Origin of the sequence: Breoghania sp. (assembly GCF_030066895.1) — a bacterium.
In the GTDB taxonomy this organism is placed as follows: domain Bacteria; phylum Pseudomonadota; class Alphaproteobacteria; order Rhizobiales; family Stappiaceae; genus Breoghania.
Genome location: NZ_JASJAV010000001.1, coordinates 408,219 through 431,722, shown reverse-complemented (window position 1 = coordinate 431,722; position 23,504 = coordinate 408,219). Strand labels below are relative to the sequence as shown.

Sequence of the window (23,504 nt, the reverse complement as noted above, 5' to 3'; positions counted from 1 at the left end):
GCGGCTCTTCCTCAAGGGCTTCTCTTCAAGGGGAGCGTCCGCGCCACCTCAAGTCAATGATCGGGACGCGGATCCGGCCCTCATACTTCTTCGCGCACGAAGGCCTTGTTTTGCCAGTGGTAGAAGGGCACGGGTGTTGCCGGGTCGAGATCGGGATCGTCCGCGAGGTGCTGTTGCAGCTCCTCGATGATGGTGAGCGTGATCGTCGGCATCTCGAGGTTCTTGGCCTCTTCCAGGCTCAGCCAGCACAGCTCTTCCAGTTCTCCCGTGGAGCCGGTGCCCTCCGGCAGCTGGTCGCAGATCGCATCCGCCCATACGGCCAGGAAACGCGTGTCGAAGCGGCGCGGCGGGGTAAATGGCGCGGGCGATGAAGCGGATGGGCTTTAGATCGAGCGAGATGCCGCGTTCCGCGAAGGCTGCAAAATCGCCCCGGGCCTTCCAGTCCGTTCCGTCCTTGTGGCCGATGAAGACGCCTACCTCCTCGTAGGTCTCGCGAATGGCGGCGGCGGCGAAGGCACGCGCGCGTGCCTCGCCCTTGCGGTGCCTCATGGCTATCATGAGCTTGGACTTGACCGGATCCTCGTAGTCACCGGCCACGGAAACGCGGGAGTCGAGCGGATCGACCCGACCTCCGGGAAAGACGAACTTACCCGGCATGAACTTGTGCCGGGTGTGACGGCGTCCCATCAGGACCTGCGGTTCTCCTCCCGCCTTGCGATCCAGAATGAGCAAAGTTGCGGCGTCGCTCGGGCGTACGTTGTCATAGTCCATTCGCCTCTCAGCGGCACTCAAACGCTCGACGAAATTGGTCATGCGTCGTTGGAACCTCTCCCTTCGCTCGCCATCAGGGCGTATTCATCTTCGGAATTTGGATCGAACCCATGCATGTAAAGGGCCCATTGCAGGCCGACAAGCGCACCCTTGATGGGGCGCAGCAGAAGAAGTGCGGTGATCGTGGAGAACGGTATCCACATTGCCATGTGAACCCACATGGGAGGACGGAAGGCTGCCTCCACTCCCAGAACCAGGGAAATCAGGATATGGCCCAGGATTAGGATGGTGAAATAGGGCGGGGCGTCGTCGGCCCGATGATGGAAAAATTCCTCGCCGCACGTCGCGCAGGTTGGGCGAACCTTCAGGTATCCATCAAACAAGCTTCCCTCGCCGCAGCGTGGGCAACGGCAGAAGGCGCCGCGCTTCATCGCCTGGGAGAGATTCCGCTTGGGCAGCGGCGGCGGCTCAAGACTTGGGCCGCCTCTTGTTTCGACTGACATTGCCTTTTCCCTTCCTCCCGGCACCAGCCGGCTTTCCCGTCCTGTGCCTCTGCTTCGACGCCAGGCTTGCCTTGCCTGAGCGTCCCCGCATGGGACGGCCCTTGATGCCCTCGCTCAACATCTCGAATCGTAGCGCGCCAGCCAGCGGTGCAGCTTCCACCAGCTTAACCTCAACGCGGCTACCGAGCCGATATGTTTCCCCCGTCGTCCTCCCGACAAGAATATGCGACCTTTCGTCATAGTGGTAGTAGTCGGCCCCCAAAGTCGAGGCCGGAATGAAGCCGTCGGCTCCCGTCTCGTTGAGCTGGACGAACAGCCCCGACTTGGTGACGCCCGCAATGCGGCCGGTAAAGCGTGCGCCGATGCGGTCACATAGCCAATGGGCGATCAGGCGGTCGATCGTGGAGCGTTCCGCCTTCATGGCCTGTCGTTCGATCGCCGAAATCTCGGACCCGATCGCCTTCAGCTTGCCGTCGATGCCGTCCGGCAGGCCGTCGTCCCCTAGATCCAGCGCCCGGATCAGGCTGCGATGGACGATCAGGTCCGAATAGCGGCGGATCGGTGAGGTGAAATGGGCGTAGCAGCGCAGGTTCAGCCCGAAATGGCCGATATTGCCCGGCGCATATTCTGCCTGCGCCTGAGAACGCAGCACGACCGTGTTGACTAGTTCGGCGTTGGGCGTGTCCTCGACGTGCTTCAGGATGCCGTTGAAGTGGCTGGGGCGCAGAGTGCCCGCCTTCGGCAGCTTGATGTCGAGGGTGGAGAGGAAATCGCGCAAGGATTCCAGCTTCTCCGGGCTCGACGCGTCATGGATGCGGTAGAGCAGCGGCGTGCGGCGTTTTTCCAGCGTCTCCGCGACCACCACGTTCGCCTGTATCATGAATTCCTCGACGAGCTTGTGTGCATCGAGGCGTTCGGGAACGACGACGCGGTCGACGAAGCCGCCCTTGGTGAGCAGCACCTTGCGCTCTGGCAGATCGAGATCGAGCGGCTCACGGACCTCACGGCCCCGCTTGAGGCACGCATAGGCGTCCCACAGGGGCTTGAGCACGGGATCCAGAAGAGGGCTCGTCTTGTCGTCCGTACGCCCGTCTACGGCGTCCTGGGCCTGCGCGTAGGCGAGCTTGGCGGCAGAGCGCATGATCACGCGATGGAACGTGTGGCTCTTCTTGCGTCCGTCGGCGGCGAAGATCATGCGCACGGCCATGGCGGGCCGGTCCTCGCCCTCGCGCAGGGAACACAGATCGTTGGAAATGCGCTCCGGTAGCATGGAGATGACGCGGTCGGGGAAATAGACCGAATTGCCCCGCAGATGCGCTTCGCGATCCATCGCGGAGCCGGGCAGCACGTAAGCCGCCACATCGGCGATGGCGACTGTGACGATCCAGCCGTCGGGGTTTGCCTCGTCTCGGTCGGGCTCGGCGTAGATGGCGTCGTCGTGATCCTTGGCGTCGGGCGGATCGATGGTGACGAGCGGCAGCGTGCGCCAGTCCTCGCGTCCCTTCGGCTTGACCGGCTTGGCGCGCTCCGCCTCGTCCAGCACTGCCTGGGGGAAGACGTGGCGGATGCCGTATTCGTGCAAGGCGATCATGGAGATCGCCTTTTCCGGCTTCATCGAGCCGATTGTCTCGATCACCTTGGCCTTGGGGGTGCCATAGCGTCCGGTGCGTGTTGTCTCTACGGCTACGAGATCGTCGTCCTTCGCCTCATTGAGATCCCCCAGATCGATGGGCAGTTCCTTCTGCTTGCGATCAACGGGGATCAGACGGGCGACAGGGTCTCCCTCCTTCAGGCGGATGACGCCAAGGATCGAGGCCTTTTCTTTTTCCAGAATCTTTATGATGCGTGCGACATGGCTCGCCTGTTCTCCGGGATTGCCGGAGCCAAGGCGCACCAGGGCGCGATCGCCGACGCCGGGCTGCGGGGCGTTGCGGTGGCGGTCGGGGACGATCAGGACGGCCGGTACGGGGCCGTCTTCCGCATACCAGCGGGACGGCTGTCCGAGCAGTTCTCCGTCCGCATCGCGTCCTGTGACGTTTGCGACGAAAACCGGCGGCAACGATCCGGGCATGGCCAGGCGGCGGTGGCGTTTTTCCACCAAACCTTCTTCAGCCAGCTCGCGCAGGAGCTGTTTCAGGCCGATCTTGGCCGCCCCGGTCAGGCCGAAAGCGCGGGCTATCTCGCGTTTCCCGGCCTTGCCCGGGTTTTCGGCGACGAATGCGAGGATCTCTTCGCGCGAGGGGAGGTCGTCGTCTCTCCGGCGGGACTTGTGGGATACCAAAGTGTGCCTTGCCTATTCGTCGTCCGTCTCCGCCTTGGCCTTGGATGCGGACGTCGACTTTTTCGTGGTTGTCTTTTTGGTTGTCGTCGACTTGGCCTTTGTCGTCGCTTTCTTCGCCGGGGTCTTCTTGGCTGCCGTCTTTTTGGCTGTCGCTTTTTTCGCCGCAGGTTTCTTGCCGGATTTCTCCGCCTTGGCGGCGATCAGCTCTACGGCCTGTTCCATCGTCACCGAGGCCGGGTTCATGTCGCGCGGCAGGGTCGCGTTGATCTTGCCGTGGTTGACATAAGGCCCGTAGCATCCGTCGCGCACGGTAATCGGGCCGCCCAGATCCGGGTGCTCGCCCAGTTCCTTCAGCGCTGCCGGGGTAGAGCGCCCATGTCCGCCCTTGGCGGCCTTTTGCGCAAGCGCATCGACCGCGCGGTTGATGCCGATTTCGAAAACCTCATCGACGCTGTCGAGATTGGCGTAGGTGCCGTCATGCAGCACGAACGGACCGTAGCGGCCGATGCCCGCTGAGATGGGCTTTCCCGTCTCCGGATGCAAGCCGACTTCACGCGGAAGCGAGAGAAGCCGGAGAGCCTTTTCCAGATCCATCGCCTCGGCCGACCAGCCTTTCGGCAGAGAAGCGCGCTTGGGCTTGACTTCTTCGCCGAGCTGGACGTAGGGGCCGAAGCGACCGGTGCGAAGGGTTACGTCCTGACCGGTTTCGGGATCCTGACCCAGAACCTTCGGCCCGTCGGAGGCCGCGCCCTCCTCGTCGTCGCCATTGACGCCGAGCTGGCGGGTGTAGCGGCATTCGGGATAATTCGAGCAGCCGACGAAGGAGCCGTAGCGGCCGATCTTCAAGGACAGCTGGCCCGTGCCGCAAACGGGGCAGACGCGCGGGTCCTTGCCGTCCTCGGTGGGCGGGAAAATGTGGGCTGCGAGGATTTCGTTGAGCGCGTCGATCACCTGGGAAACGCGCAAGTTCTTGATCTCGCCGACATTGCCGGAGAAATCGCGCCAGAAATCGCGCAGGACTTCCTTCCAGTCGAGTTCGTTCGCGGAGATCTTGTCGAGCTTTTCCTCCAGATCCGCCGTGAAATCGTATTCCACGTAGCGGTTGAAGAAGTTCTCAAGGAACGCTGTGACAAGGCGGCCCTTGTCGTCGGGGATGAGACGCTTCTTGTCGAGCTGGACGTAGTCGCGGTCGCGCAGGGTCTGCAAGGTGGAGGCGTAGGTGGACGGCCGGCCGATGCCGAGCTCTTCCATCTTCTTCACCAGCGTGGCCTCTGTGAACCGCGGGGGCGGCTCGGTGAAGTGCTGGTTGGCCTCGATCGCCTTTTCGATTTCCTGACGCGTCAGAGGTTCGCCCATCTCCATCGGCGGCAGACGGCGCGATTCCTCGTCGTCATCATCGTCGCGGCCTTCCTGATAGAGGGTCAGGAAACCGTCGAAGCGGATGACGGAGCCGGTCGCGCGGAGCTGGGCCTGTTTGCCGGCGCCCGTGGCTTCGATATCGACCGTGGTGCGCTCGATCGTGGCCGACTCCATTTGACTGGCGATGGTGCGCTTCCAAACCAATTCGTAGAGGCGGGCCTGGTCGTTATCCAGATAGCGGCTCACGTCCTTGGGCAGGCGCCCCAGGTCGGTCGGGCGGATGGCTTCGTGAGCCTCCTGCGCGTTCTTTGCCTTGGTGGAATAGTGGCGCGGCTTTTCCGGCAGGTACTTGTCGCCGAATTTGCGTCCGATGACGGAGCGCGCGGCACCGATGGCCTCGCCTGCGATCTGCACGCCGTCGGTACGCATATAGGTGATGACACCGACCATCTCGCCGCCGAGATTGATGCCTTCATACAACCTCTGCGCGACCTGCATGGTGCGCGAGGCGGCAAATCCGAGTTTGCGCGAGGCTTCCTGCTGCAGGGTGGAGGTGGTGAAGGGGGCGTAGGGGTTGCGCTTGGTCGGTTTGGATTCGACCGACGATACCTTGAAGGCGGCGCTTTCCAGCATCGAGCGGATGGCCGTGGCTTCCGTCTCTCCGGCAATGTCGAGACGGCCGATCTTCTTGCCGTCGAAGCCGGTGAGTCGCGCCTGGACGCCGTCGCCCTTGGCGATCGTCAGGTTTGCCAGGATCGACCAGTATTCCTGCGGGATAAAGCTTTCGATCTCCGCCTCGCGGTCACATACGAGGCGCAGCGCAACCGACTGCACACGCCCGGCCGAGCGCGCACCGGGAAGCTTGCGCCACAGCACCGGCGAGAGCGTGAACCCAACCAGATAGTCGAGCGCCCGGCGGGCCAGATAGGCTTCCACCAGCGGCTCGTCGATGGTGCGCGGGTTTTGCATCGCGTTCAGGATGGCGCTTTTGGTGATCGCGTTGAAAACGACGCGCTCGACCGGCTTGTCCTTCAACGCCTTCTTGTTGCGCAGAACCTGCAGCACGTGCCACGAAATTGCCTCTCCTTCGCGGTCGGGGTCAGTGGCGAGCATGAGCCGGTCGGCGTCCTTGACCGCCTTGGCGATCTCGTTGAGGCGCTTCTGTGACTTGGAATCAACGGCCCAACTCATGTCGAAGTCTTCGTCCGGACGCACGGACCCGTCCTTGGCGGGCAGATCTCGCACGTGTCCGTAGGAGGCCAGGACGAGATAGTTCGAACCTAGGTACTTGTTGATTGTCTTGGCCTTCGCGGGCGATTCGACGATGACGACGTTCATGTATGACTGAGACGAATATCTGTTTTAACTGAAGGACATGCGACCCTTATGTCACGTGTCTGGACGGTGATTCGGAACGGACGGACATTCGAGGATCGGACCGGCACTGTCAAATGACCTGTTCGTCGCTCTTTGTCCAGCACTCGCGGCTTGCTTGATCTTTCCTTGTTAAAGGCCCTAAGGTTGCATAAAAAGATTATTGCAATTTTTAGTTTTAGCGGCGTCTGCTACGGCTGCCTTTTCGAGGTTATATATGACCGCCCAAAGGCCATCCAATTCAACCGAAACCCGCCGTTACATCGCCCGCATGTGCAAGGAAATGCGTGATATGGCCCGCGGCATCGAAATGCCGATGCTGGTCTATCTGCTCGACATGGCGCGGCTTGAGGCTAATCCTGATGAAGGGGCTCAGGGCAAGCGGTAGAAGATAGCCTTCGATCGCACGAGGCGAAACTGCCGTTACTGTCGAGACGATATCTCCCGTATTCGCAGGCCGGTTATTATCCGGTCAGCGACACCCGATTGGCCGGATGTCGTTCCAGCCGGCCCGCCAGTTCCAGTTCCAGCAGCACGATGTGAACGACGCTCACGCTTAGATCGGTATGGTGAATGAGTTCGTCAACATCGACGGGGGCAAGCCCCAGCGCGTCGATGATCTGTTGACGGGCATCGGTGCTGATATCGTCGGGGCGCAGATGATGTTCGCGCTCGGGTTCCTCCACCAGCGGAGGCGGGGGGGGAAAGGCGCGTCCGACGTCAAGAGCGGCCATGACGTCATCCGCGTGGTGCACCAGCACCGCGCCGTCACGGATAAGCGCATTGCAGCCGTCGCATCTGGGATCGAGCGGCGAGCCCGGTACGGTGAGCACGTCTCGCCCCTGTTCAAGCGCAAATCGGGCCGTATGGAGGGAGCCGGAGCGGCGGGCTGTCTCCACGAGCACCACGCCGTGCGATATGCCGGAAATCAGACGGTTGCGGCGGGGAAAATCGCGCGAACGCGGCTGCCAGCCGGCCCTCCTGCGAAAACGGCTATGGTGCCGCTCCTGAGGCTGCGGTGTGGGTGGCGGTATCGATGCCCCGGGCAAGTCCGGAAACGACCAGGAACCCGGCGTCTGTGAGATCTCCGGCGATCTGACCGGCGATCTTGCGCCCGGCGAGCGAGCAGTTGCGCGCGCCGAAGATGGAAACGGCCGGGCGACGTTCCTCGAAAATTCCGGTCCCGCCTTTCATGGCGAGAAGCGGAGGCGGGCCGTCGACATGGCGCAGCAACGGCGGGTAATTGGGTTTGCCAAGTGCGACCAATCTCGCACCCAGGTCGTTGAGCCGGTGCAGTTTCTCGACGGCTTCGTGTTTGGGGGCGATACGGATGGCGCGCTTGGCGCCGCCGCCTCTTGAGAGAGCGGGCAGGGCATCAAGGGCCGCTTCGGCGGAGCCGTAATGATTGAGCAGCGTGCGGAAGGTGGCGGGGCCCACGTTTTCCGATCTGATCAACCGCAACCCCGCCAGTTTCTGGCGATTACTTAATATCCGGCCCCTGGCCGGCGCGGGCGGCGTTTCAACCATTCACGATGTCCGTCTATTTTGTCCCGATACGCGCCTCCGTACCCTTGATGAGGCGCTTGATGTTGGCGTGGTGCTTCGCCCAGATGAGAAGCGTCAGAAGGGCGAAGAGCTCGGCATATTGCCACTGACCGAGGGCGGCCAGAATGAAGGGGCAGGCGAGGCTCGCCGTCAGGGCCGAGAACGAAGAGAAACGGGTAAAGACGGCGACATAGAGCCAGATGGCGCAGAAGATCAGCGCGCCGGGCCAGCTCAGGCCGAGGAGGATGCCAATATAGGTGGCGACGCCCTTGCCGTCCTTGAACTTCAGCCAGATTGGGAAAATATGCCCGAGAAAGGCGCCGAGACCGGCAATCAGGGCGCCGTCCACCCCCGCGAAGCTCCAAGCGAGCAACACGGCGACGGTGCCCTTCAGCATGTCGCCCAGCAGCGTTGCGGCGGCAAGGCTCTTCTTGCCGGTGCGCAGGACGTTGGTGGTGCCGATATTGCCGGATCCGATGGCGCGGATATCGCCGAGCCCGGCAATGCGCGTGATGAGCAGGCCGAAGGGGATCGAGCCCAGCAGGTAGCCGCCGATCAGGCTGGCGAGGAGATAGGGCCAGGCGCTTGCCCAGCTGATCGGATCGGGCACGGCGGCTCCCTCAACCCAGGAGAAATCAAGATCAAAACGTCAGACCGGAGGTCCTGCTCAGGCCGGACGCACAGAGTAGGGATGTACTGTGCGTCCCGCAACCAGCGTGCGCAAGACCTTGCCCTGGAAACGCGCATCCTCGAACGGGGAGTTCTTGGACCGCGAGACGATGTCTTCCTTGCTCAGCACCCACGGCATGTCGGGGTCGAAGAGGATGACGTCGGCGGGGGCGCCGGGCTTGAGCGTGCCCGTCTCAAGGCCTAGCAGTTCTGCCGGACGGCTCGTCATGGCGCGCAGCACGGTAATAAGCGGCACGTATTCGGAATGAACCAGGCGCAGAGCGGCAGGCAACAGCGTTTCCAGGCCGATGGCGCCGTCGGCGGCTTCCGGGAAAGGATGGCGTTTGGTTTCAACGTCTTGCGGATCGTGCGAGGAGACGATCACGTCGATGGCGCCATCCCTCAACGCTTCGACCATGGCACGGCGGTCTTCCTCTAGTTTGAGCGGCGGCGACATCTTGAAGAAGGTCCTGTACGGGCCGATGTCGTTTTCGTTGAGCGTCAGGTGATTGATGGAGATACCCGCGGTAACGCGATGCCCGCGGGCCTTGGCAGCGCGGACGATCTCGGCGGATTCGCCGCAGGAGATCTGGGCTGCATGGTATTTGCCGCCGGTCATGGCCGCAAGCCGGAGATCTCGCTCCAGCATGATGATTTCCGCTTCCACCGGAATGCCCATCAGGCCGAGGCGGGAGGCCGTCTCGCCCATGTTCATCACACCGCCCTCGGACAGGTTGACGTCCTGCGGGTGGTGCATGATCAGCGCATCGAAATGGTTCGCATAGGTCATCAGACGCTGCATGACGCGGGTATTGGCGATGGAGTGGCGCCCGTCTGTGAAGGCGACCGCTCCGGCCTCCTTCAGCAGGCCGATTTCCGTGACTTCGGCGCCTTCGAGCCCCTTTGTGAGGGCGGCTGCCGGATGGACCCGCACGATCGCGGTGTCGTGGGCACGCCTCAGCACGTAGTCGACCAGCGCCGGTTCGTCGATGACCGGATCGGTGTCGGGCATGGTGATCAGCGTGGTCACACCGCCCACGCTTGCCGCTTTGGAGGCGGAGCGCAGGGTTTCGCGGTGCTCCGCGCCGGGCTCGCCGACGAAGACACGCATGTCGATCAGGCCCGGTGCAACGACCTTGTCTGCGCAATCGATCACCTCGGCGCCCGCTGGGGCTGCCTTGCCGTCGGCGTCCGGGCCTGCGGCCTGGATCACGCCGTCGGCGATGATCACCGTGCCTTTTGCATCGAGATCGCGCGCCGGATCGACGATGCGCGCATTGCTAAGCACCACCGGGGCGCCATTGGCGGCGTTTGCGTCACCGCTCATCGGAAGCTCTGGATCATTTGTTGGGCAGGTGGGCCGCGAGCGCTTCAAGCACAGCCATGCGTACGGCGACGCCCATTTCCACCTGTTCGCGGATGAGGCTGCGGGGGCCGTCGGCGATTTCCGGGCCGATTTCCACGCCCCGGTTCATCGGGCCGGGGTGCATGACCAGGGCATCTTCCTTGGCGTAGCTGAGCTTTTCGGCATCCAGCCCCCAATAGCGGAAATATTCGCGCACCGAAGGTACGAAAGAGCCGTTCATGCGCTCGCGCTGGAGGCGCAGCATCATGACGATATCGGCATCCTTCAGGCCGGTGCGCATGTCGGTGAAGACATCCACGCCGAGCCGGTCCACGGCGGCGGGAAGAAGTGTCGGCGGGGAGATGACCCGCAGCCGTGCGCCCAAGGCGTTGAGCAGCAGGAAATTGGAGCGGGCGACGCGGGAATGGCGGATGTCGCCGCAGATGGCCACGGTCAGCCCTGCGATCTTGCCCTTGTGCCTGCGCATGGTGAGTGCGTCGAGCAGGGCCTGGGTCGGGTGCTCGTGGGCGCCGTCGCCGGCATTGACGACCGAACAACTGACCTTGTCGGCCAGTAGCCGCACCGCACCGGCGGCATGGTGGCGGACCACCAGTAGATCGGGGTGCATGGCGTTCAGCGTCGCGGCCGTGTCGACCAGCGTCTCGCCCTTCTTCACCGAGGAAGAGGCGACGGACATGTTCATGACGTCCGCGCCAAGTCGCTTGCCCGCAAGCTCAAAGGAGCTTTGCGTGCGCGTGGAGGCCTCGAAGAAGAGATTAATCTGGGTACGGCCGCGCAAAACGGCCTTTTTCTTCTCAATCTGCCGGCTGACCTCGACCGCTTGGTCGGCTAAGTCTAGCAGGGTAAGAATCTCGGATGGCTGCAGGCCCTCGATGCCAAGCAAACGGCGATGCGGGAATGAAGCCGCGTTATCGGTGATGTGTGCTGTCATTAAAGTGGGTTGTATAGGCGGAGTCGGCGTTTGTCACAAGCGCGCAATCGGGCCGTTCACCCGTTATCCCCCACGCCCGTGCTAGGGTCGGGCAAATTATGCGAATCGCGCCCAAAACTGGCGGAGACCTGACGAATGGATCTAGACCCCGGTGTCACCCACGAGGTGTTCAACCAGACGCCACCTTATGCCGGCCGCAACTTGTTCACAGGCGATCCGGCGCTGCGCAGTGCGCTCGATGCGCTGCTGGACCCGCAGGCTGAAGAAGACCTGACGCGTGTCGGCACCTATTGGGGCTCGTCGGACGCTCTGGAAATGGCGCGGCTGGCCAATACCAACATCCCCGTGCTGCATACGCACGATGCACAGGGACGGCGGCTCGATACGGTGGAGTTTCATCCCGCTTATCACGCCATGATGCGGCGTTCTGTGGAGGGCGGGCTTCATTGTTCGGCCTGGGATCAGGACAAGATGCTGACGGGCCGTCGGCACGCCCTGCGCGGCGCGCGTCTCTACATGACCGCGCAAGGCGAATGCGGGCACATCTGCCCCATGACGATGACCAATGCCGCGATCGCGGCGCTGAAACTTTCGCCTGAGCTTCTGGAAGTCTGGCTGCCGCGCATTACGTCGCGCCGCTACGATCATCGCTTCCTGCCGCCCGAGCAGAAGGTGGGCGTCACCATCGGCATGGGGATGAGCGAAAAGCAGGGCGGCACGGATGTGCGCGCCAACACCACGGCGGCCACCCAAAGCGGCAACGGCATGTGGGAGCTGACGGGACACAAGTGGTTCTTCTCTGCGCCCATGTGCGACGCTTTCCTCGTGCTGGCGCAAACGCAGTCCGGGCCGACCTGTTTCCTGATGCCGCGTTTCCTGCCCGATGGTAGCGTGAACCGCATTCGCATTCAGCGTCTGAAGGACAAGCTCGGCAATCGCTCCAACGCCTCCTCGGAAGTTGAATTCCACGGGGCCGGAGCCTGGATTGTCGGTGAAGAAGGGCGCGGCGTTCGTACCATTCTGGAAATGGTGACGTTGACGCGGCTCGATTGCGCGCTGGCGTCGGCCGGACAGATGCGCGCGGCGCTCGGTGAGGCCGTCCACCATGCCCGCCACCGGCAGGTATTTGGTACCCGGCTTATCGATCAGCCGATGATGACACGGGTGCTCGCCGATGTGGCGCTCGACGTGGCGGCTGCGACCGCATTGTCGATCCGGCTGGCCCGGGCGTTTGATCATGGGCCGGTGAACGAGCGCGAGGCACTGTTTGCACGGCTCGTGACGCCTGCCACCAAATACTGGGTGTGCAAGGCGACGCCGCCGCTCGTCTACGAAGCGATGGAGTGTTTGGGCGGCAACGGTTACGTGGAAGAGGGCAATCTCGCCCGCATCTACCGGGAGGCGCCACTTGACGCCATCTGGGAAGGGGCGGGCAACGTCATGTGCCTCAATGTGCTGCGCGCGCTGCAGAATTCACCGGAATCGCTTGATGCGGTGATTGGCGAGGTGGAGCGGGATCTGGGGTCCAGCGGGCCTGTCTCCAGCCAGGTGCTGAAGGCGGCGGCGCGGGCCTGCGTCGACGATCCCGGCTCCTCGCGCATCCTGACCGAGCAGCTCGCGCTGACGGTCGCGGCCGCCTGTCTGCGTCAGGTCGCGCCGCGTGCGGTGGCCGATGCCTTCATCGACACCCGGCTCGGCGGGCAGTGGCGGGCCACATACGGCATGCTGGATTCCCGGTTCGACGCCAAGGCCCTGGTGGAATACGCCTTCCCCGAGATGTGAGATCCGAAGGGGCGGAGTTGCTCAGCTCTCCGCCTCTTCGTCGTCCCCGTCAGGTATGACCATGTCGACGGCCGTCGTGGTGACGCCGACGGTCGTGCCGACTGCAGTGGTCGCCACCTTGGCCGTGCCCCCGACAACGGCGCCGGTCACGGCCACGGCGGCACAGCCGCCCAGTGTTGGCGCCGAAAAAGCGCCAGCAGAAACAAACGGATCGTCATGAAAGTCCTCCTGTGCGGACCGGTTTTCCCCACCCGGTCAGTGAGGCGTTGGATACCGCATGGGACTTAAGATCGGATGAGAAAGAGGCCGGGGTGTTTCGGAACGATCGCGTTATGGCCCATCCTTCGAGACGGTCGCTAACGCGACCTCCTCAGGATGACGAGGTGTGCTTTTTTCTTGAAAAATATCAATACGATAACGTCCTTCTGAGAAGGTCCGAAGGATTGTCTCGAAGGATGGGCTCCAACACGAAACCATCCCGACACGCCATTACTTTGCGCTCGCCTATCCCAGCACTGTCAGGTCATGGGCAGCGTCACGATCGCGGCGAGGGTCTGCAACGTCAGGATTTCCGCCATCAGCTTGGCGTCGCCTCCCATCTGGCGGGCAAGCAGATAGGCGCCGGGCGATGAGGGAATGGCGGTCGCCGGGATCGCGATGCCGTGGGCCGCACCCGTCAGGCCGAGGATCGCTGCGAACCCGGCCACCAGCGACGGCATGCCGACAAGACGCAACAGCGTGGCAGTGGTGAGGGCCGGGCCCGGTCGTCTCAACGCTCCGATATCGAGGCTCGCGCCCACGACCATCAATCCTGCGGCAAGGGCTGCGCGTCCCATCATCTCCATGGAGACCATGATCGCATCCGGCGGCATCAGATCGACGAAATTGATGGCGAGACCGATTGCTGCCGACCAGATGTACGGGATTTTCATCAGGTCTGTGAGGATGTGCAGAACGTCCTTGGACGGGCCGTGCGCATAGCGGATCATCACCAGCACGCTCAAGACGTTGAGAAGCGGGATCATGGCGACGATGGCAACCGCTATCAACGCCACGCCTTCCGCTCCCCACAGACGGTCCGCCATTGCCAGCGCGACAAATGAGTTCTAGCGCATCGCTCCTTGAAACACGGACGTGAATCGTGCGGGGGACACCACGAACCAGCGTTGCAGGAGGGGCCGCATTGCCAGCAGAAACGCAGACATGGTCAGGATCGATCCGGCCAGCGTCGCGCCGAGCTGCAGATAGGGCAGCGTGCCGAAATCCACCAGCACGAGATTTCGGATGATGATGCAGGGAAAGATAACGAAATAGGCGATCTTCTCGAAACCGCGCCAATGGTCGCCCGTTACCAGCCCCAACCGCGCCACGATGTATCTCGTCGCAATGACGAGAAGAACCGGGACCAGTGCGTCGAGGGCCATCATCATTGGCGGGGGATCTCCTCAAACCCCGGTCTGAAACGACAAGCGCCGGGATTTCCGGTCGCCAGCCATTTCGTCATGGGGTCATCGAGTGAGCGATACGGTCGAGGAAGCCCTGCAGGATGTAGGCGGCGGCCATCTTGTCGACGACCTCGTCACGCCGTGCGCGTGAGGCGTCGGCTTCCAGAAGGGTACGGGTAACAGCCACGGTGGAGAGCCGTTCGTCCCAGTAGGTCATCGGCACGGGCTTGCGGGCGGTGAGATTGCGGGCAAAGGCGCGGGTCCCCTGGGCGCGCGGACCTTCGGTGCCGTCCATGTTGAGGGGAAGTCCGATGACGAGACCGACCACCTCATGTTCCGCGACCACAGAAAGGAGCCGGTCGGCGTCGGCAGTGAATTTCTTGTGGCGGATGGTCTCCAGCGGACTGGCGATCGAGCGGCGACTGTCCGACAGGGCGAGGCCGATGTTTTTCGTGCCGAGATCGATGCCGATCAACCGCCCGAAAGGGGGCAGTGCGGCAAGGAAATCGTCGAGGGACAAGGTGGGGTCTGCAGCCATGCCCCGGCTCTATCATGCCCTTTGACTGACGCCTAGCGTAAAGCGCTGCGAGGCGAGGGACATGTCAGCCCAGCTTTTCCAGCATCTGCTCCGCCAACTGCTTCGCCTTTGCCTTGTTGCGGTCCGCGAGCGCCTCGAAAGTTTCTTGCGCTTCGCGGCACATCTCGGCCGTCGTGCGTTCCTTGATCTTCACGATTTCCTTATGCATGGAGCGCAGGCGTTCGAGTTTTTCGCCTTTCTTTTCGTTGGCAAGCTCCAGAAGCGCTTCGGTGATGGCGCCGAGCTGCTTGCCATTGCTGGCGACTTCTTCCGCTACCCGGTTTTCGATCTCCGGCGAGCCCTTGTAATTGACGGTGGTCGAGAACCATCCGCTCGTGGGCGAGATGTTTTGGAAATTGCCGCCTGCTCTGGGAAACTTCACTTCCGTCGGCCAGAAGAAAGGAAACATGGCAATCCTCCGAAATAAGGGGGCGAAACGGGATCTGAATGCGCAGAAAAAATTAGGGCAGTATCATACCGGCGATATCGTTGCAGTACAAAATATCTGCCGTTACGGGATGGCTAGGGGCGCTTGAGACGAAGCCAATACGTCCTATACTTCGCGCGCAATTGCCGGATTTCTCAATCACGACTTCTCATCTATCTGTCGTGTTCTGGTTCCGTCGAATTTTCCAAGGGAGAATAACCATGCAGATTACCTGGTACGGTCACGCCGCCTTTCGTATCGAAATCAAGGATGCCGTCATCCTGATCGATCCGTTCTTGAGCGGCAGCCCGGTTTTCCCGAAGGATCTCTACGTGGATCAGGTCGCGGAAGGCGTCACGCATATCGTGCTGACCCACGGCCACGACGATCATATCGGCGATACGGTCGCCATTGCCAAGAAGAGCGGGGCGCTCGTCACTGGCAATGCGGAGATCTGCAACTGGGCCGTCAGCCAAGGGATCAAGAACGTCAACTCGATGAATTCCGGCGGCAAGGTCGATGTTGAGCCCTTTTCCGTGGCCTTGACGATAGCGCACCATTCTTCGTCCACCAGCATCGGCAAGAAAGCCGACGACTCAGGGGCCATATATCTCGGCAATCCGCACGGCGTGGTCATTTCCGCACCGGGTGAGAAGACGCTCTATCACATGGGCGATACATGCGCGTTTAACGATATGGCGCTGATCAACGAGTTCCATGCCCCGAAGATCGGTATCGTTCCGATCGGCGACCGGTTCACCATGGGTGGCAAGGAAGCGGCCGTGGCCTGCACACGCTTCTTTGACTTCGACACGATCATCCCGTGCCACTTCGGCACCTTCCCAATCATTGACCAGAATGCGGACAAGTTCGTTGCGGCCATGGGGTCGGGCGCGTCCAAGGTGAAAGTGGCCGAGATCAACGTGCCGTTCACGGCCTGAGGGGCTCCGGCTCCTCTATAATTGGTCCGCCGGCACGTTCTTGATCTTGCGCCAGTTCGTGTCGGCGCGGCTGATGATGCCTTCTACTTCGAACAGGTAGCGCTTGTGCGGGGTATCGCCCGCATTCAGGTAGAGCTTGCCGTCGTGGATGTCCCAGGTTTTCGGATCGATCGGGATCTTGTAGCCGAAGCTTGCGCTCGTCGCGCAGTAGCCGCCATAGGCGGGGGCATATTTCGCCGGGTTTGCCGTAAACATATCCCGGTGTTCGGCGCTGACGAATTTCCAGGTGACGCCGTCATGGGTGGCGGTGAATTCGTCGGAGCCCATGACGGGTTTCATGTCGGTGAAATAGGCGACCGGGTCGATGCCGCCGAGTGCTGCGCCGTCCTTGACGTACGTGGTCACTTCGTCGGCCATAAGCGGTGCGGGAGCAACGGTGGCAAGACCGGCCACGATGCAGAGAACAGCGCTGATGCGTGCATGGTACATCTCGAGATTCCTCCGCTTGAAACCCTGCGCGCCTTGTTCGCATGAGGCTTTCAGTTCTCGCGCGAAACCGGAGAGGCGGCCAATCAAGCCCGGTCACAGGCTCGTAAGGGGTCCGTGACGGGTGGAACCTTGTATCCTGGCGGTGCGAATGCATTGCGCGCGTGCAAGCGACGGTGCTATACGCCGCAAAGTCGTTTGCTCAACACAACAGGATCGTTTTCATGTCCGTCGATACTGCCACGGTGAAACGAGTGGCCCGGCTGGCGCGTATTGCCGTCACCTATGCCGAAGCCGAAAAGATGAAAGGCGAACTGAACGCCATCCTCGGTTTCGTGGAGCAATTGGATAAGGTCGATGTTTCCGGCGTGGAGCCGATGACCTCCGCGGTGGAAACGACGATGCGCAAGCGCGTCGACGAGGTGACCGACGGCGATCGCGCCGAGGATGTCGTTGCCAATGCGCCGATGAGCGAAGACAACTTCTTCATGGTGCCGAAGATGGTCGAGTAACCGCCGCCTTTCCAACCGCGAACAATGCCGCTTTCGGCCCGACCCGAGATTTTTCCATGACCGACCTGACAGATCTGACGATCGCCGAAGCCCGCGAGGGGCTGGAGAAGAAAGACTTCTCTGCGATGGAGCTGACCGATGCCTATCTCTCCGTAATTGACGGCGCGAGCGCGCTCAACGCCTATGTGACGACCGTGCCGGAGAAGGCTCGCGAGATGGCGGCGGTCTCCGACAAGAAGCTCGCCGCCGGTGAGGGGGGCGATCTCGAGGGCATCCCGCTCGGCATCAAGGACCTCTTCGGAACCGAAGGCGTTTACACGCAGGCCTGCTCTCACATTCTCGACGGCTTCAAGCCGCGCTACGAATCGACCGTCACCGCGAACCTGTGGGCGGATGGCGCGGTCATGCTCGGCAAGCTCAACATGGATGAGTTCGCCATGGGCTCCTCCAACGAGACCAGCTATTACGGCCCAGTCTTGAACCCGTGGCGGGCCAACGGCTCGGATGCGGCGCTGGTGCCCGGCGGCTCTTCCGGCGGCTCGGCTGCTGCTGTCGCAGCGCATCTGTGCGCAGGCGCCACGGCGACCGATACGGGCGGCTCCATTCGTCAGCCTGCGGCGCTGACCGGTACGGTCGGTATCAAGCCGACCTACGGGCGCTGCTCTCGTTGGGGCGTGGTGGCGTTTGCCTCCTCGCTCGATCAGGCCGGTCCGATCGCGCGCACCGTCAAGGATGCGGCGATGATGCTGAAATCGATGGCCTCCGTCGATCTCAAGGACACCACCTCGGTTGATCGTCCCGTGCCGGATTATGCGGCCGCCATCGGGCGTCCGGTGAAGGGGCTGAAGATCGGCATTCCGAAGGAATACCGCGTCGACGGCATGGCCCTGGAGATCGAGACGCTGTGGCAGCAGGGCATCGATTGGCTGAAGGCTGAAGGCGCGGAGATCGTCGACATCTCTCTGCCGCACACCCATTACGCGCTGCCTGCCTATTACATCGTGGCCCCTGCCGAGGCTTCCTCGAACCTTGCGCGCTATGACGGCGTGCGCTTCGGTCTGTGCGTTCCGGGCGACGATATCATCGACATGTACGAGAAAACCCGCGCGGTCGGTTTCGGTGCCGAGGTCAAGCGTCGCGTGATGATCGGCACCTACGTGCTGTCGGCGGGCTATTACGATGCCTACTATCTCAAGGCGCAGAAGGTACGCACGCTGATCAGGTGCGACTTCGATCTGGCCTTCGAGGCGGGCGTCGATGCCATCCTGACGCCGACGACGCCGGATGCGGCCTTCGAGCCGGGTGCGATCACCGATCCGGTTTCCATGTATCTCAACGACATCTTCACGGTGACGGTGAACATGGCGGGCCTGCCGGGCATCTCCATCCCCGCCGGTCTCGACGGCAAGGGCCTGCCGCTCGGCCTGCAGCTCATCGGCAAGCCCTTCGGCGAGGAGACGCTGTTCCAGGTGGGTCAGGTGATAGAGAACGCCGCGGGAGGCTTCCAGCCGGAAAAGTGGTGGGCCTGATCGCCACACAACGGATTTAACGAAAAACACATAAACCCCGCCCATCCGGACTTGGCGTCAAAGCTCCGGCCCGTCCTTTTCCGCGGCCTGAAACACCCGGCTGACGGCAATGTTCTCCGCCTTGATGGTGGAGAGTTCCTTCACCCCGACCGATCCGGTTGCCGTCTCGAATATCCGGTTCGCCTGCCGGAGCCGCGCGCAGTCGAGTGCGTTGCGGATGGAGCGGGCGTTGGCGAAGAGCGGCTGGGCGCGGCGCAATTCGATATAGCGCGCCATGACGCCGTGCGCCTCATCATCGAGCCGGTAGTTCTGATCGCCCAGCAAATTGTTGGCGATCTTGAGCAGTTCCACGTCGGTGTAGTCGGGGAAGTCGATGTGATGGGCGATGCGCGAGCAGAAGCCCGGATTGGAGGCAAAGAACTTGTCCATCCGATCGCCGTAGCCGGCGAGGATGACCACGAGATCGTCGCGCTGGTTCTCCATCACCTGCAACAGGATATCGATCGCCTCTTGGCCGTAGTCGCGCTCATTGTCGGGCCGGTAGGGATAGTCGGCCTCGTCGATGAACAGCACGCCGCCCATCGCCTTCTTCAGGATCTCCTTCGTCTTCGGCGCGGTGTGGCCGATATACTGACCGACGAGATCATCGCGGGTGACGGAGACGAGGTGGCTCTTGCGCACGTAGCCGAGCCGATGCAGCAGATCTGCCATTCTCAGCGCCACGGTCGTCTTGCCCGTGCCGGGATTGCCGGTGAACGACATGTGCAGCGTCGGCGTCTCGTGCGCGAGGCCGAGTTTTTGACGGACGCGTTCCACCAACAGGAGTGCCGCGATCTCGCGGATCCGCTGCTTGACGGGTTTCAACCCGACGAGTTCTCGGTCCAGTTCATCGAGGATCTCGCCGACACCGGATTGGGTGAATTCGGCAGCAAGATCGACGGTGGCGGGCGGCTGCTCGACCGCCGGGCCATTCGTTTCCGGGGCTTCGAGCGTGTCTGTCATGGTCGCTGTGCCTTGAGGTTTGAAAGGTGAGGGGGCCGGAAAGCCGCGCCTTGCACCGCTCTGGGCGGAGAAAAAGAGCCGGTGTAATCACCTCTCCCAATGGGAGAAGTCGGCGCCAATGCGCCGGGTGAGGGGCGGAGATCTCTCGGGGATACGGAGAAATTTCCTCCCCTCACCCTAACCCTCTCCCCATGGGAGAGGGGACGGCAGACCCGGGGGGCCTACCGCACCGCTTTCAACGTGTAGTCCATGCGGCGGCCCATCACGTCGGTGCGGGTGAGGTCCAGTTTCAGTTCCACCTTCGGGCGGTTGACGATGAAGGACATCCTCACCGTCTCGAAACCACGGGTGGAATCGAAGGTGTTAAGGCGGATGTCGCTTTTCCGAACTTGTCGAGGCGCTCACGTTCCACGACGATGCCGGTCGGCGGGTCCTTGTAGGTCTTCACGTAGGCGACGGGGAAACGCATGTCCTCAAGCTGCGCCGCCTTCAGCGGCTTGAACGAGAAGACATTGCCAATGATCGAGGTCGTCAGGTTGGCGACGGAGCCTTCCTCGAACAGGATCAGGTCGTAGGCGACGTAACAGAAATACTGGCCCGGCGTGCCCGGCACCGGATCGACCCGGTAGGCCTTGGCGCGGTAGCTGTCGCAGGCCGTCAGCCGGTCGGTCCACACGACGGTCCAGGTCGCGGTGGAGCTTTCGCCCGCAACCGCTGCGGCTGCCTCGATCGGATCGACGCCTTCTTGCGGCGTGATGCGGAAGAGGGCGATGACGTCGGTGTCCTTGGGCTCGTAGTCGCCGTCCCAGTAGCCCATCTGGGCGTATTTCAGGACGCCTGCCTTGTAGCGTTCCTTGCCCCGGATTTCGGTGGTCTTGGTGTCTATGATTGGGTTCCTTGTCTGATCGGCTTTTGCTCAGGCGGCTGCGACCGGGGCGATTTGTGGATCGAGGCGACCGGCTGCGTAGCGCGCGACCATGTCGCTCATCGGGATGATCTTGATCTTCGACGCCTGACCGGCCGCGCCGAAACGGTCGAGGCAAAGCGCACGCATCGCCTCCATGGCGGGTTTGAGGAACTTGCGCGGATCGAACTCGGTTGGGTTTTCCTCCGCGATACGGCGGAACTGGCCGGTCATCGCCATGCGGCAGTCGGTGTTGATGTTGACCTTGTGCACCCCGTGGCGAATGCCGCGCTCGATCTCTTCCACTGGCACGCCGAAGATCTGGGGCATCGCGCCGCCGTGGGCGTTGATGATGTTCTGCAACTCCTGCGGCACCGAGGACGAGCCGTGCATGACGAGATGCACGTTTGGCAGCCGCTCATGGATCTCCTCGATGACTGTCATAGCGAGAATGTCGCCGGTGGGCTTGCGGGTGAACTTGTAGGCGCCGTGGGAGGTGCTGCAGGCAATCGCCAGCGCGTCGACTTGAGTACGGGCGACGAAATTGACCGCCTGATCCGGGTCGGTGACGAGTTGGTCATGATCGAGCTTGCCGGTCACGCCGTGGCCGTCCTCGGCTTCACCCTCGCCGATTTCCAACGAACCGAGAACGCCCAACTTACCTTCCACGGAAGCGCCGACCTAATGGGCCATTCTCGCCACGCGCGCGGTGATATCGACGTTGTAGTCGTAATCAGCAGGCGTCTTGGCGTCCGCCATCAGCGAGCCATCCATCATCACGGATGTGAAGTCGTGATGGATGGCCGTCAGGCAGTTGGCTTCGTCGTTGCCGTGGTCCTGGTGCATGCACAGCGGGATTTCCGGTTAGATTTCAGCCAGAGCATCGATCATGCGGGTAAGCATGATGTCATTGGCGTAAGTCCGTGCGCCCCGTGATGCCTGGATGATGACCGGCGCATTGCAGGCGCGCGCGGCCTCCATGATTGCCAGGCCCTGTTCCATATTGTTTTGTTGATGTTGAAAGCGGGAATGCCGTAGCCGTGCTCGGCCGCCTGGTCGAGCAGCTGTCTCTAAAGTGATGCGTGCCATGGTGCAGGCCTCCTGAAAACGGTCGTTTCGTGGGTGGTCCGCACTCATGCGTGCGCGGCGTCGATGGCTTTAGCCGCCGCATCCGCGACAGCCTCGGCCGTGATTGAAAAATGGCGATAGAGATCGCCCGCCGGAGCAGAAGCGCCGAAGCCCTTCATGCCGACGAAGCAAACTCCATCGCCCAGTAGGGCTTCCCAGCTCTGGGAGATTGCAGCCTCGACGCCCACGCGCGGCGCTGAGCCCAGAACCACCGTGCGGTGATCGTCGGGCTGCTCGGCAAAAAGTTCAAAGCAAGCCATGGAGACGACGGCCGCCGAGATCCCGCGTGTCTCCAGAAGATCCGCCGCCTTCATCTCCAGCGACACTTCCGAGCCGGTGGTGATCAGTGTTGCGGCACGCTGGTCGGTCGTCTCACGCAGAACGTAGCTGCCGCGTGCCGTCCGGTTCTCCGCCTCTGCTGTATCTCGCAGGGCAGGGAGCTCTTGGCGCGAGAGGGCCAGAAGCGACGGGCGGTTCTGATTGTTGAGGGCGACGGCCCAGGCTTCGGCTGCTTCCATCGCATCGGCAGGACGGAAAACCAGCAGGTTCGGAATGGCGCGAAGGCTTGCCAGATGCTCGACCGGCTGATGGGTTGGCCCGTCTTCGCCGAGCCCGATGGAGTCGTGCGTCATCACGTAGATCACGCGCTTGCCCATCAGGGCGGAAAGTCGGATGGCGGGGTGGCAATAGTCGGCAAAGACCAGGAACGTGCCGCCATAGGGAATTAAGCCCCCATGCAGTGCCATGCCGTTCATGATCGCGCACATGGCGTGTTCGCGAATGCCATAATGGATGTAGTTGTCCGCGTAGTCGCCGGGGGCGATGGCCGTGTGTGCCGCCACCCGCGTCCCGTTGGAACCGGTGAGATCCGCCGAGCCGCCGACGAGTTGCGGCAGCGCCTCGGAAAAACTCTCCAGTGCCTTTTGGGAGGAGACGCGGGTGGCAAGCGTTGGCTGTTCCACGGCCAAAGTGTTCCACGGCCAAAGATTGTTTCAGGGCATTCAGGGTTGAGGAGACAGTTGCATGGACGTCCGGTTCCAACTGCGTAGTGAAGGCGGCGCGGCGTTCGTCGTCAGTCGCCTCCAGCCGGACGTTCCAAGCGAGGTTCTCGGCAGCACCGCGATGCCCGGGATAGTCTCCGGAATTTCGAAGGGGGCGTAGGGCCAATCGAGAGTTTTGCATGGGCCAGCGATTTCATCCGTACCCAGCGGCGAGCCGTGGCAACCGGATGTGCCCGCCTTGGTCGGCGCGCCGAAGCTGATGGTCGTCTTGCAGGCGATCAGCGTCGGTCGGTCGGAGGCGCGGGCCGTCTCGATGGCGGCTGCGATCTCGTCCGCGTTGTGACCGTCGATGCGTGCCGTTGCCCAGCCGCTTGCCTCGAAACGGGCGATCTGGTCAGTGGAATCGGAAAGTGCGATCGAGCCATCGATGGAGATGCCGTTGTCGTCCCAGAGCACGATCAGTCGGGAGAGCTTGAGGTGCCCGGCGAGCGCGATGGCTTCCTGGGAGACGCCCTCCATCAGGTAGCCGTCTCCGGCAATCGCTTAGGTGTGGTGATCGACCAGATCATCGCCGAAGCGGGTGTTCATCATCCGCTCCGCCAGGGCCATGCCGACGGCATTGGCAAGCCGCTGACCGAGCGGGCCGGTGGTCGTCTCGATCCCTGCGCCGTGGCCGTATTCCGGATGACCCGCGGTCCTGGCGCCGAACTGGCGAAAGTTCTTCAGAGCTTCAAGCGAGAAGTCCTCGTAACCGGTCAGATGGAGCAAGGCATGGAGCAGCATCGAGCCGTGGCCTGCCGAGAGCACGAAACGGTCGCGATCGGGCCAGTTCGGAGCGCTCGGATCGAACTTTAGGAACCGCGTGAAGAGCACGGTTGCCACGTCTTCCGTGCCCATCGGCATGCCGGGATGACCGAAATTCGCGATTTCCACCGCGTCCATGGCGAGCGCGCGCAGGGCATTGGCCATGT

18 protein-coding genes and 5 pseudogenes are annotated in these 23,504 nt (G+C 62.4%); 4 read left to right on the top strand and 19 right to left on the bottom strand.

Going from position 1 to position 23,504, the window contains the following annotated elements:
* Positions 1-48 precede the first annotated feature (48 nt).
* The 8 genes and pseudogenes from QNJ43_RS02410 to QNJ43_RS02375 all read right to left on the bottom strand — a co-directional run bounded on the left by QNJ43_RS02410 (position 49) and on the right by QNJ43_RS02375 (position 10,799).
* Complete coding sequence (locus tag QNJ43_RS02410) at positions 49-771, bottom strand: NUDIX domain-containing protein (RefSeq protein WP_300467075.1); 723 nt, start codon at positions 769-771, stop codon at positions 49-51.
* 38 nt (positions 772-809) lie between these two features.
* Complete coding sequence (locus tag QNJ43_RS02405) at positions 810-1,274, bottom strand: DUF983 domain-containing protein (RefSeq protein WP_300467072.1); 465 nt, start codon at positions 1,272-1,274, stop codon at positions 810-812.
* Entirely contained in the window at positions 1,240-3,555 is a 2,316-nt protein-coding gene (gene rnr / locus QNJ43_RS02400) for a ribonuclease R (RefSeq protein ID WP_300467070.1), read from the bottom strand. The genes QNJ43_RS02405 and rnr overlap by 35 nt, the downstream gene beginning before the upstream one ends.
* 12 nt (positions 3,556-3,567) lie before the next feature.
* A complete protein-coding gene (gene topA / locus QNJ43_RS02395) occupies positions 3,568-6,252 on the bottom strand; it encodes a type I DNA topoisomerase (RefSeq protein WP_300467068.1) in 2,685 nt (894 codons plus the stop codon).
* A 500-nt stretch (positions 6,253-6,752) separates the two neighbouring features.
* A pseudogene (locus QNJ43_RS02390) lies at positions 6,753-7,815 on the bottom strand (DNA-processing protein DprA).
* Between the two features lie 13 nt (positions 7,816-7,828).
* The gene (gene plsY, locus QNJ43_RS02385; RefSeq protein ID WP_300467066.1) at positions 7,829-8,443 is read right to left on the bottom strand and encodes a glycerol-3-phosphate 1-O-acyltransferase PlsY; all 615 of its coding nucleotides are present in this window, start codon (positions 8,441-8,443) and stop codon (positions 7,829-7,831) included.
* Positions 8,444-8,500: 57 nt separating this feature from the next.
* A complete protein-coding gene (locus tag QNJ43_RS02380) occupies positions 8,501-9,829 on the bottom strand; it encodes a dihydroorotase (RefSeq protein ID WP_300467064.1) in 1,329 nt (442 codons plus the stop codon).
* 13 nt (positions 9,830-9,842) lie between these two features.
* Positions 9,843-10,799: an aspartate carbamoyltransferase catalytic subunit gene (locus tag QNJ43_RS02375; RefSeq protein ID WP_300467062.1), complete on the bottom strand. Its 957-nt coding sequence runs from the start codon at positions 10,797-10,799 to the stop codon at positions 9,843-9,845.
* Between the two features lie 135 nt (positions 10,800-10,934).
* Between QNJ43_RS02375 and QNJ43_RS02370 the strand changes: the two genes are divergently transcribed.
* Positions 10,935-12,581: an acyl-CoA dehydrogenase family protein gene (locus QNJ43_RS02370; protein WP_300467061.1), complete on the top strand. Its 1,647-nt coding sequence runs from the start codon at positions 10,935-10,937 to the stop codon at positions 12,579-12,581.
* A 21-nt stretch (positions 12,582-12,602) separates the two neighbouring features.
* On the opposite strand, the gene QNJ43_RS02365 is transcribed toward QNJ43_RS02370, so the two are convergent.
* The 5 genes from QNJ43_RS02365 to QNJ43_RS02345 form a co-directional block, all read right to left on the bottom strand.
* Entirely contained in the window at positions 12,603-12,731 is a 129-nt protein-coding gene (locus QNJ43_RS02365) for a hypothetical protein (protein WP_300467059.1), read from the bottom strand.
* A 368-nt stretch (positions 12,732-13,099) separates the two neighbouring features.
* Positions 13,100-13,666, bottom strand: a complete 567-nt coding sequence (locus tag QNJ43_RS02360; protein ID WP_300467057.1) for an AEC family transporter — start codon at positions 13,664-13,666, stop codon at positions 13,100-13,102.
* A gap of 21 nt (positions 13,667-13,687) precedes the next feature.
* Complete coding sequence (locus tag QNJ43_RS02355) at positions 13,688-14,011, bottom strand: hypothetical protein (RefSeq protein ID WP_300467055.1); 324 nt, start codon at positions 14,009-14,011, stop codon at positions 13,688-13,690.
* 70 nt (positions 14,012-14,081) lie between these two features.
* The gene (gene ruvX / locus QNJ43_RS02350) at positions 14,082-14,564 is read right to left on the bottom strand and encodes a Holliday junction resolvase RuvX (protein WP_300467053.1); all 483 of its coding nucleotides are present in this window, start codon (positions 14,562-14,564) and stop codon (positions 14,082-14,084) included.
* A gap of 64 nt (positions 14,565-14,628) precedes the next feature.
* Positions 14,629-15,012 (bottom strand): hypothetical protein, encoded by a 384-nt coding sequence (locus QNJ43_RS02345; RefSeq protein ID WP_300467051.1) that lies wholly within the window; start codon positions 15,010-15,012, stop codon positions 14,629-14,631.
* Positions 15,013-15,251: 239 nt separating this feature from the next.
* Here QNJ43_RS02345 and QNJ43_RS02340 point away from each other — a divergent pair, with 239 nt between their 5' ends.
* Positions 15,252-15,971 (top strand): metal-dependent hydrolase, encoded by a 720-nt coding sequence (locus QNJ43_RS02340; RefSeq protein ID WP_300467049.1) that lies wholly within the window; start codon positions 15,252-15,254, stop codon positions 15,969-15,971.
* Positions 15,972-15,986: 15 nt separating this feature from the next.
* On the opposite strand, the gene QNJ43_RS02335 is transcribed toward QNJ43_RS02340, so the two are convergent.
* Complete coding sequence (locus tag QNJ43_RS02335) at positions 15,987-16,460, bottom strand: YHS domain-containing (seleno)protein (RefSeq protein WP_300467047.1); 474 nt, start codon at positions 16,458-16,460, stop codon at positions 15,987-15,989.
* Positions 16,461-16,681: 221 nt separating this feature from the next.
* On the opposite strand from QNJ43_RS02335, the gene gatC reads away from it, so the two are divergent.
* Complete coding sequence (gene gatC / locus QNJ43_RS02330) at positions 16,682-16,969, top strand: Asp-tRNA(Asn)/Glu-tRNA(Gln) amidotransferase subunit GatC (RefSeq protein ID WP_300467045.1); 288 nt, start codon at positions 16,682-16,684, stop codon at positions 16,967-16,969.
* A 56-nt stretch (positions 16,970-17,025) separates the two neighbouring features.
* Positions 17,026-18,498, top strand: coding sequence for an Asp-tRNA(Asn)/Glu-tRNA(Gln) amidotransferase subunit GatA (gene gatA / locus QNJ43_RS02325; protein ID WP_300467043.1), 1,473 nt, complete (start codon positions 17,026-17,028; stop codon positions 18,496-18,498).
* Positions 18,499-18,555: 57 nt separating this feature from the next.
* On the opposite strand, the gene cbbX is transcribed toward gatA, so the two are convergent.
* The 5 genes and pseudogenes from cbbX to tkt form a co-directional block, all read right to left on the bottom strand.
* Complete coding sequence (cbbX, locus tag QNJ43_RS02320; protein WP_300467041.1) at positions 18,556-19,500, bottom strand: CbbX protein; 945 nt, start codon at positions 19,498-19,500, stop codon at positions 18,556-18,558.
* A 221-nt stretch (positions 19,501-19,721) separates the two neighbouring features.
* A pseudogene (locus QNJ43_RS26615) lies at positions 19,722-19,877 on the bottom strand (ribulose bisphosphate carboxylase small subunit); the annotation flags it as partial.
* A 2-nt stretch (positions 19,878-19,879) separates the two neighbouring features.
* Positions 19,880-20,389: pseudogene (gene rbcL / locus QNJ43_RS02315) on the bottom strand (ribulose-bisphosphate carboxylase large subunit); the annotation flags it as partial.
* A gap of 27 nt (positions 20,390-20,416) precedes the next feature.
* Positions 20,417-21,493: pseudogene (gene fba, locus QNJ43_RS02310) on the bottom strand (class II fructose-bisphosphate aldolase).
* A 44-nt stretch (positions 21,494-21,537) separates the two neighbouring features.
* Positions 21,538-23,502, bottom strand: a pseudogene (gene tkt / locus QNJ43_RS02305) (transketolase).
* Positions 23,503-23,504 lie beyond the last annotated feature (2 nt).